At 31.0% G+C, this 8,301-nt stretch carries 11 protein-coding genes and 1 pseudogene; 5 read left to right on the top strand and 7 right to left on the bottom strand.

Features of this window, described 5'->3' with window-relative positions; all coding sequences use genetic code 11:
* The 4 genes and pseudogenes from HMPREF3134_RS11990 to HMPREF3134_RS05985 all read right to left on the bottom strand — a co-directional run.
* Positions 1–69: pseudogene (locus tag HMPREF3134_RS11990) on the bottom strand (IS6 family transposase); the annotation flags it as partial.
* 73 nt (positions 70–142) lie between these two features.
* Complete coding sequence (locus HMPREF3134_RS05995) at positions 143–553, bottom strand: cupin domain-containing protein (RefSeq protein ID WP_053036234.1); 411 nt, start codon at positions 551–553, stop codon at positions 143–145.
* Positions 554–575: 22 nt separating this feature from the next.
* Positions 576–896 (bottom strand): carboxymuconolactone decarboxylase family protein, encoded by a 321-nt coding sequence (locus HMPREF3134_RS05990; protein ID WP_053036235.1) that lies wholly within the window; start codon positions 894–896, stop codon positions 576–578.
* A 147-nt stretch (positions 897–1,043) separates the two neighbouring features.
* Positions 1,044–1,895, bottom strand: a complete 852-nt coding sequence (locus HMPREF3134_RS05985; RefSeq protein WP_053036236.1) for an aldo/keto reductase — start codon at positions 1,893–1,895, stop codon at positions 1,044–1,046.
* A gap of 131 nt (positions 1,896–2,026) precedes the next feature.
* On the opposite strand from HMPREF3134_RS05985, the gene HMPREF3134_RS05980 reads away from it, so the two are divergent.
* The gene (locus HMPREF3134_RS05980; RefSeq protein ID WP_053036237.1) at positions 2,027–2,920 is read left to right on the top strand and encodes a LysR family transcriptional regulator; all 894 of its coding nucleotides are present in this window, start codon (positions 2,027–2,029) and stop codon (positions 2,918–2,920) included.
* Between the two features lie 332 nt (positions 2,921–3,252).
* On the opposite strand, the gene HMPREF3134_RS12460 is transcribed toward HMPREF3134_RS05980, so the two are convergent.
* The 3 genes from HMPREF3134_RS12460 to HMPREF3134_RS05970 all read right to left on the bottom strand — a co-directional run bounded on the left by HMPREF3134_RS12460 (position 3,253) and on the right by HMPREF3134_RS05970 (position 4,660).
* Positions 3,253–3,381 carry a hypothetical protein gene (locus HMPREF3134_RS12460; protein WP_141738630.1) on the bottom strand — a complete coding sequence of 43 codons (129 nt, stop codon included), beginning with the start codon at positions 3,379–3,381 and terminating at the stop codon, positions 3,253–3,255.
* A gap of 13 nt (positions 3,382–3,394) precedes the next feature.
* On the bottom strand, positions 3,395–4,279 hold the full coding sequence (locus HMPREF3134_RS05975; protein WP_070441481.1) for a permease: 885 nt from the start codon (positions 4,277–4,279) through the stop codon (positions 3,395–3,397).
* Between the two features lie 87 nt (positions 4,280–4,366).
* A complete protein-coding gene (locus HMPREF3134_RS05970; RefSeq protein WP_371106413.1) occupies positions 4,367–4,660 on the bottom strand; it encodes an ArsR/SmtB family transcription factor in 294 nt (97 codons plus the stop codon).
* Between the two features lie 256 nt (positions 4,661–4,916).
* Between HMPREF3134_RS05970 and HMPREF3134_RS05965 the strand changes: the two genes are divergently transcribed.
* From HMPREF3134_RS05965 to chrA, 4 genes are read left to right on the top strand one after another with little or no spacing between them, the layout of a single operon-like run.
* Positions 4,917–5,234: an ArsR/SmtB family transcription factor gene (locus HMPREF3134_RS05965; protein ID WP_053036239.1), complete on the top strand. Its 318-nt coding sequence runs from the start codon at positions 4,917–4,919 to the stop codon at positions 5,232–5,234.
* Complete coding sequence (gene arsB / locus HMPREF3134_RS05960; protein WP_176744132.1) at positions 5,231–6,523, top strand: arsenite efflux transporter membrane subunit ArsB; 1,293 nt, start codon at positions 5,231–5,233, stop codon at positions 6,521–6,523. Before HMPREF3134_RS05965 ends, arsB begins: the two co-directional genes overlap by 4 nt.
* Positions 6,524–6,540: 17 nt before the next feature.
* Positions 6,541–6,933: an arsenate reductase (thioredoxin) gene (gene arsC, locus HMPREF3134_RS05955; RefSeq protein ID WP_044466499.1), complete on the top strand. Its 393-nt coding sequence runs from the start codon at positions 6,541–6,543 to the stop codon at positions 6,931–6,933.
* Positions 6,934–6,969: 36 nt separating this feature from the next.
* Positions 6,970–8,133, top strand: a complete 1,164-nt coding sequence (gene chrA, locus HMPREF3134_RS05950) for a chromate efflux transporter (RefSeq protein WP_053036241.1) — start codon at positions 6,970–6,972, stop codon at positions 8,131–8,133.
* Positions 8,134–8,301: the final 168 nt, after the last annotated feature.

The raw sequence follows: 8,301 nt of genomic DNA, 5'->3' as shown, positions 1-8,301 counted from the left end.
CAATGCATATCTTAGATAGTAGCCAACGGCTACAATGATAACATCTTTACTGAATTGTTTATATCTGAATTAGTTCATACAAAAGACTCCTTTTTATTAAAATTATACTATAAATTCAACTTTGCAACAGAACCATCTACTTTTATGACACGCTATTATATTGTTCTTCAGTCACAGGCTCTAAGAATTCAGATGGGCCGGCTGTAATTGCTATATGTTCAAACCAACTATCTGCAGTAGCTCCATGCCAATGTTTGATGCCTTTGTGAGTCACTACTACAGAACCCGGATATAATTTTTGCGCTTCTTTGCCCTCTTCTTGGTACCAACCTTCGCCACCAGTTACAAGTAGAATTTGATATCCTTCGGTATGGATATGCCAATTATTTCGACACGCAGGTTCAAAAGTAACGTTTCCAACAACTACGTCAACATCCTCATCATTAACTAAAGTATTTAAGTAACTTTGACCAGTAAAAAATTCCGCGAAAGCATCATTTGGTTCACCACTAGAGAATATAACGCCATTTTGAACTTCTTCATGATTTGTCATTTTGAATCTCTCCTATTATCAATTATTTATCGTAAACTTGTTTAGCTATATTGAAAGCAGACCATGCCTTTGGCCAACCTACATAAAAAGCTAGATGTGTAATAATCTCAGATATTTCTTCTTTTGTAATACCATTTGCTTTACCTATATTTAAGTGTGCAGTTAATTGCTCAAAGTTCCCAGCTGTAATTAATGCAGTTATTGTTATCATACTTCTCTTATAAAGTTCTAACTTTTCTTCCCTCGACCAAACTTCGCCAAATAATACATCATCATTTAACTCTGCAAACTTAGGGGCAAAGTCACCTAAATTATCTCTTCCAGCAGTTTGTTTTTTAACCATAATAACTCACCTCAATTATTATTATTTAACATTTTTGAATACTGCAACTTAATAATAATGTTCCTAAACACATACCTCTAATGCTTAAATTAATAAAAGGTATACCCAAAAGGCATACCTCTAGTTGTTAAAAGTTCAGGCTATAGCTTAATCATGAACCTTTACAGATTTTAAAAATTCTATTGTTTCAACTGAATCAAAGTCTATAATTGAACTTTTTCCTTTATCTAATTCAGCTATTTGTTCCATATCTTCTTGAGATAATTCAAAGTCCCAAATATCATAATTTTCCTCGATTCGTTCTTTCGTTACTGATTTTGGAATCGTTACAATACCTAGTTGTATTGTCCATCTTAAGATAACTTGTGCAACAGTCTTTCCATATTTTTGTCCAATAGATTTTAAAGTATCATGATTAAAAATGTCATCAATACCTTCCGCAAACGGCGCCCAAGCTTCTAATTGCACATCATATTGACTTAAAATTGGTTTTATTTCTTTCTCTTGGAAGAAAGGATTATGCTCGATTTGGTTGATTGCTGGTTTAATTCGTGTATAAGTTATGAGATCCACTAATTGTCTTGTATTAAAATTACAAACCCCAATAGCTTTGATTTTCCCTTCTTCGTATAGTTCTTCAATAGCTTTCCAAGCACCATAATAATCATTGTATGCCTGATGAACAAGATATAAATCAATATAATCAACGTCTAGTTTATGCAATGATTCTTCAAATGCTTTTTTTGTTTTCTCGTAACCATAATCCTGAATCCATACTTTAGTAGTAATAAACAGTTCTTCTCTCGGTATTTCACTACGTTTAATAGCACGGCCTACCGCTTCCTCATTCATGTATGCCGCAGCTGTATCAATTGAACGATATCCTGTCATTAATGCATGATAAACACTTTCTTCACATGTTTTTAAATCCTCTACTTGATATACTCCAAAGCCTAACATTGGCATTTTCACACCATTATTTAAAATGACATTCTTCATAATATTTTGCCCCCTTAATTGAATTTAAAGTTTCTTATGTATCAAATTATAGACTCATAGGATTTGACAAGGAACGATAAAAAAGTTAACTTAGCTTAAACTAAAAGTTGATACAAGAGGAGAGATGACCAATGTATAGTCGTCAAATCGAAGTGTTTGTTCAAGTTGTGGAACAGAAAAGTTTTAGTAAAGCAGCAGAAGAGTTATTTATTTCTTCAACTGCTATTATGAAACAAATAAATTCATTAGAGGATCAAGTAGGTGTTACGCTTCTAAATCGCTCGAATAAAGGTATTTTACTAACTCCTGCGGGGAAATCTTTTTATGAAGATGCTAAAGAAATTATAAAACTTTCAAATCAAGCAATCCAACGAGCTAAAAATATAATGTCAGGTAACACATATGCAGTAAGGATTGGCACTTCTAATTTAAATTCTCTTAAACAATTAGATTCTATTTGGAAAAAGATAAATAATACATACCCTCAAATAAATCTCGAGGTTATACCTTTTGAAGATAATTCCTTATCTAATTTAGAAATCATAAAATCTTTAGGTACTTACCTAGATATCATTATTGGTCCTTGTGATTCACAAGAATGGACAGAATATTGTAACACTTATATACTCGGCTACTACCAGCTATGTTGCGCTGTACCTACTGACCACAAATTAGCTCATAAAAAAGAAATTAATTTAGAAGATTTACATGGTGAGCATTTAATGATGGTTGAAGAAGGCAATAGTCATAGTAACGATCAGTTACGGAAATACATTGAATTCAATCACCCACAAATTAAAATTAAAGATACTTCTTATTATTACGATTTAGAAGTCTTCAATCAATGTGAACAAATGGGCTACATCCTTTTAACATTAGACGAATGGGCAAACGTTCACCCATCCCTTGTTACCATTCCTCTAAATTGGCATGGTAATCAAGTGCCTTATGGTTTGATCTATACAAAAAAGACAAATGAATCCATTAATAAATTTATTGAGAGTATTATAAAAGTTACAAAGTAAGTTATCATCAGTAATAGTTATATTAAATCCACAAAAATAGCGAAGCACATTTACTCTCGTAAATTGCTTCGCCATTTCATTCATTCTTATATATTCAATTATTAAAGTTCTTTCGTAAGGTCTGTATTTCGTGCTTTTATAAATGGTATATATTGAATAACATTACCAAACAACTGACTCTTCATGAACTTCATTCTGACTTTAACATTTTTCTCTCTTTTTTGTATTTCTTTTTCGTTATCCGTAACGAAAGAACGACAAATTCCATACTATTACATTGGAATTTGTCGTTCGTTTATTTGTTATAAGCATATATTTTACAGACTTCTAAATTAATTGTTACAACAACAATTATTATCCTGCTGTTCTTTTTCATTCTTCTCTGTTTTTTCTTCAATTTCTACAGAACAACATGATTGATCCTGAGGTTTCATTTTATTTAATACATCTTTGATTCCCATTAACTCACCCCCTTTAAATAATGATGTTCGCCATCAAACCTGTAACAATAGCCACAACTAAAATTGCGATAACGAATGAGACTACAAATTTTTTCTTGAATAATTTCGATAATAATACAACTTCTGGAATACTTGCACCAGCACCACCAATGATCAACGCAACTACTGTTCCTAAAGACATCCCTTTTGATGCTAATGCTTCAGCGATAGGTAACATTGTTTCAGGTCTGATATACATTGGAATGCCTATAACAGATGCAATGAATACAGATATAACGCCATCACCACTTGCGTATTTTGTAATAAATGTTTCGGGGACAAATCCATATATGAACGCTCCAATAAACACACCAATAAATAGGTAAGGAAGCATTGGATATAAAAATGCCCACGCATCATTTAATGCTTGTTTAACACGAGATCCCGTTTTATTAGCAAAAAATCCATCGCCTTTAACATTTACCCCTTTATAAGTTTCAGCTAAATTCATTTTTGAAAATACAAAACCTGTTAAGATACTAAATATTGCTAGTACAACAAAATAAACTATTGCAACTTTCCAACCCAGTAAGGCCCATAACATAAATATCATTAAGGGATTCATTAAAGGTGACGCAATTAAAAAGCTGATTGCAGGACCAAAAGGTACTTTAGAATTTAATAAGCCTGCAAGTATAGGAATTGTAGAACAAGAACAAAATGGGGTCATCGCACCAAAAGTCATTCCCAAAATATAATTAATAGCTTGATTAGGTTTACTTAAATATTGTTTTATTTTTTCTTCTGAAACTATCTGCTGGATTATACTCACAATAAAGCTCACGATGATGAACAGTATTAATAATTCAAAAAATAGCATTAGAAATGTTTTTATAAATTCCATAATTGAATCTATCATTAGTATAACGCCTCCAAATTTGATTAATCAATATTTTTTGATATATCAATCAAAAAAAATTGATTAATACTACATTAAAAAAGATACTTAAAATATCTTACAACAAGTATCTTCGTTTAAAACAACCTGTATTTGTTGTTCATTAATTTTGTAATAATTCCATGTCCCATGCTTTTCAGCACTCAGTATATTAGCATCTACCAATTTTTTTAAATGATACGAAAGTTTAGATTGCTTTAACTCTAAAAATTCTTCTAAATCACAAACACATAAAGCTTTTTTTTCACTTTGATTTATTGTTTGTAGAATCGATAATCTAATTTTATCTGCAAGTGCATTAAAAATTTGTTCATAAAATTCTAATTCGTTTTCTGTCATCATACTCGTATCAATGTTAACAGATTGCATCATTCATCAGCTTCTTTCTATCTATCATTTTCAATTCGAATGTAACGATAGTATGCTTGTGCGACATACTTTTAAATTTTTCAGAATAACTAAGAAATAATTAAAATAAATCAATTTTTTTTGATATAACTATTATAAATAATATAATGTATTATTGCAAAAAGTAACATCTATATAGATGTTTGTCTATATAGATGTTAACCTATAATAAAGGAGGGATGACATACATATGTCTTATAAGGAACTATCATTACAATTAAAAATTTTATCGGATCCAAGTCGATTAGAAATATTAGACTTATTATCTTGCGGTGAATTATGTGCTTGTGATTTATTAGCGTATTTTCAATTTTCACAACCTACATTAAGTCATCATATGAAAATTCTAGTAGATAATGAATTAGTATCTACACGAAAAGACGGTACTAAGCACATGTACCGACTTAATCATAAGTCCTTAGATTCAATCAATAATGAATTAACTTATATTAGTTCTCCTACTCAACAATGTATGTGTAAAAAGATAAAGACAGGTGAATGTAAATAATGACTATTCTAGCGATTATTATTTTTCTTTTAACTCTCATGTTTGTTATTTGGCAACCTAAGGGGTTAGATATTGGTATTACAGCATTGATTGGTGCTATCATCGCTATTATTACAGGCGTTGTGAGTCTCTCGGATGTTATTGAAGTTACAGGGATTGTTTGGAATGCGACGTTAACCTTTGTCGCTGTTATACTCATTTCATTAATTTTAGATGAAATTGGATTTTTCGAATGGGCAGCTATACATATGGTCAGAGCTTCAAATGGTCATGGGTTTAAAATGTTTGTTTATATTATGTTGTTAGGCGCTATTGTAGCAGCTTTCTTTGCGAACGATGGAGCTGCATTAATTCTCACTCCAATCGTGCTCGCTATGGTAAGAAATTTAGGGTTTAATCAAAAAGTCATTTTTCCTTTTATCATTGCAAGTGGATTCATTGCAGACACTACGTCTCTTCCATTAATTGTAAGTAATTTGGTTAATATCGTTTCTGCTGACTACTTCCATATTGGATTTATTGAATATGTAAATCGCATGATGATTCCAAATCTATTTTCTTTACTTGCAAGTATCGTTGTATTATGGCTATATTTCAGAAAAGTTATTCCTAACCATTTTGAAATTAAAAATCTTAAAACGCCTGATCAAGCCATTAAAGATCCAAAATTATTTAAGTTTTCGTGGATTGTTTTATCAATCTTACTCATTGGTTATATAGTTAGTGAATTTATTCAAATTCCAGTATCGTTAATTGCTTGTTTGATTGCATTTATATTTACTGTATTGGCCCATCAATCGAGAGTAGTAAATACGAAACAAGTGATCAAAGGTGCACCTTGGAATATTGTGCTCTTTTCTATAGGAATGTATTTAGTTGTATTTGGTCTGAAAAACGTAGGTATTACTGCATTATTAGCTAATATTCTATCAAGCATATCAAACTATGGATTGTTTAGTAGTGTTATAGGTATGGGCTTCATATCCGCATTTCTTTCAGCCATTATGAATAATATGCCTACCGTATTAATTGATGCAATTGCTATTGGACAATCTGCAACTACCGGTTTAATTAAAGAAGGCATGATTTATGCCAATATCATCGGTGCAGATTTAGGACCCAAAATCACACCTATCGGCTCCTTAGCAACACTACTATGGTTACACGTTTTAACACAAAAAGGGGTAAAAATTTCATGGGGAACATACTTTAAAACTGGAATTATCATTACGATTCCAGTCCTATTTGTAACACTTTTAGGTTTATACCTTACACTAATTATATTTTAAGAAAAGAGGCTTTAATTATGGATAAGAAAACAATTTATTTTATATGCACAGGAAACTCTTGTCGTAGCCAAATGGCTGAAGGTTGGGGAAAGAAAATATTGGGTGAAGATTGGAATGTCTATTCTGCCGGTATTGAAACACATGGTGTTAATCCTAAAGCAATAGAAGCTATGAAAGAAGTAGATATTGATATATCAAACCATACGTCAGACTTGATTGATAATGATATTTTAAAACAATCAGATTTGGTCGTAACGTTATGTAGTGATGCAGACGATAATTGTCCTATTTTACCACCAAACGTTAAAAAAGAGCATTGGGGTTTTGATGATCCAGCAGGTAAAGAGTGGTCAGAATTTCAACGCGTTAGAGATGAAATTGGCAAAAAAATTAAAGAATTTGATAGTTAAGTAAAAAATTAATCAACGAAATACAAGGAGCTTTGTATGTATAAATATATAAATATATTTTTAGTTGCATTAAAACTTGGATTACTATCATTTGGAGGACCAACTGCCCACTTAGGTTATTTTTATGATGAGTATGTTAAGAAAAGAAAATGGCTTGATGAAAAAGAATACTCAGATTTAGTAGCGCTATGCCAGTTTTTACCTGGACCTGCAAGCAGCCAAGTTGGTATTGGTATAGGTACTATTAGAGGAGGAATTCTGGGAGGAATTATTTCTTTTATTGGTTTTACACTTCCTTCTGTGATTATACTTATGGTTTTTTCAGCATTATTTATTAACAATGATTCTAGTTTAACTTGGATCCAAGGTTTAAAACTAGTAGCTGTTGCCATTGTTGCCCAAGCCATAATAGGTATGGGTAAAAAATTAACAAATACTAAAAGTACCATTACATTGGCATTATTTGTTCTTATATTATCTCTAACAATCGATAATCTTTACATTCAAGTAATCGCATTATCTATTACTGGTATATATGGTCTTATCTTTTTAAAAGAAACCTCTACAGATATAAATAATTTAAGAGTAAAGACATTTAAATTACCTAAAATGTTAGGGTTTATTTCAATTTCATTATTTTTTTTACTATTAATTGTATTACCTATAGTTAGTTCTATGACGAATAATTTATGGCTCAGAATGTTCGATAGTTTTTATAGATCTGGTTCTTTAGTGTTTGGAGGTGGTCATGTCGTATTACCTTTATTAGAAAATGAATTTGTACCACAAGGTTTGATATCACCTGATAGTTTCATAACGGGTTATGCTGCTGCTCAAGCTGTACCTGGACCATTATTTACGTTCTCTTCATATATTGGCATGTCTATAGAAGGTATTGGAGGAGGAATTTTGGCTACTGTCGCTATATTCCTACCAGCATTTCTATTATTATTTGGAGTGTTACCATTTTGGGATGATATTAAATCTAACACTTATGCTGAAGGTTTTTTAAAAGGTATAAGCGCGGGTGTAGTCGGTATTCTTATCGCTGCATTTTATAATCCGATTTGGGCTTCAACTATTAAATCAGAATTAGATTTTGTTCTAGCTAGCTCATTATTCGTATTCCTGGTTTATTATAAATTACCTTCCTGGTCTATTGTGCTAATAGGCATTATAATAGGTATAATGTTTTACTAATCTTTCTCGTTCATAATCAAAGAATAAATTTTATAAGTATAGTTATTAAAGTAACCATTATAAATTAAAATAATTGATTTCGTGTAATTATAGTACTTTATATCAATGTAAAAGATATTAAAAAAAGCTCTATAATAAATTACTTATTAGGTGTAGATGTAGAATTAT

The sequence above is a fragment of the Staphylococcus sp. HMSC14D10 genome, assembly GCF_001808125.1.
Taxonomy (GTDB): domain Bacteria; phylum Bacillota; class Bacilli; order Staphylococcales; family Staphylococcaceae; genus Staphylococcus; species Staphylococcus haemolyticus.
Note: the sequence above shows the minus strand (reverse complement) of the source record. Positions and strands in the feature narration are given on the sequence as shown.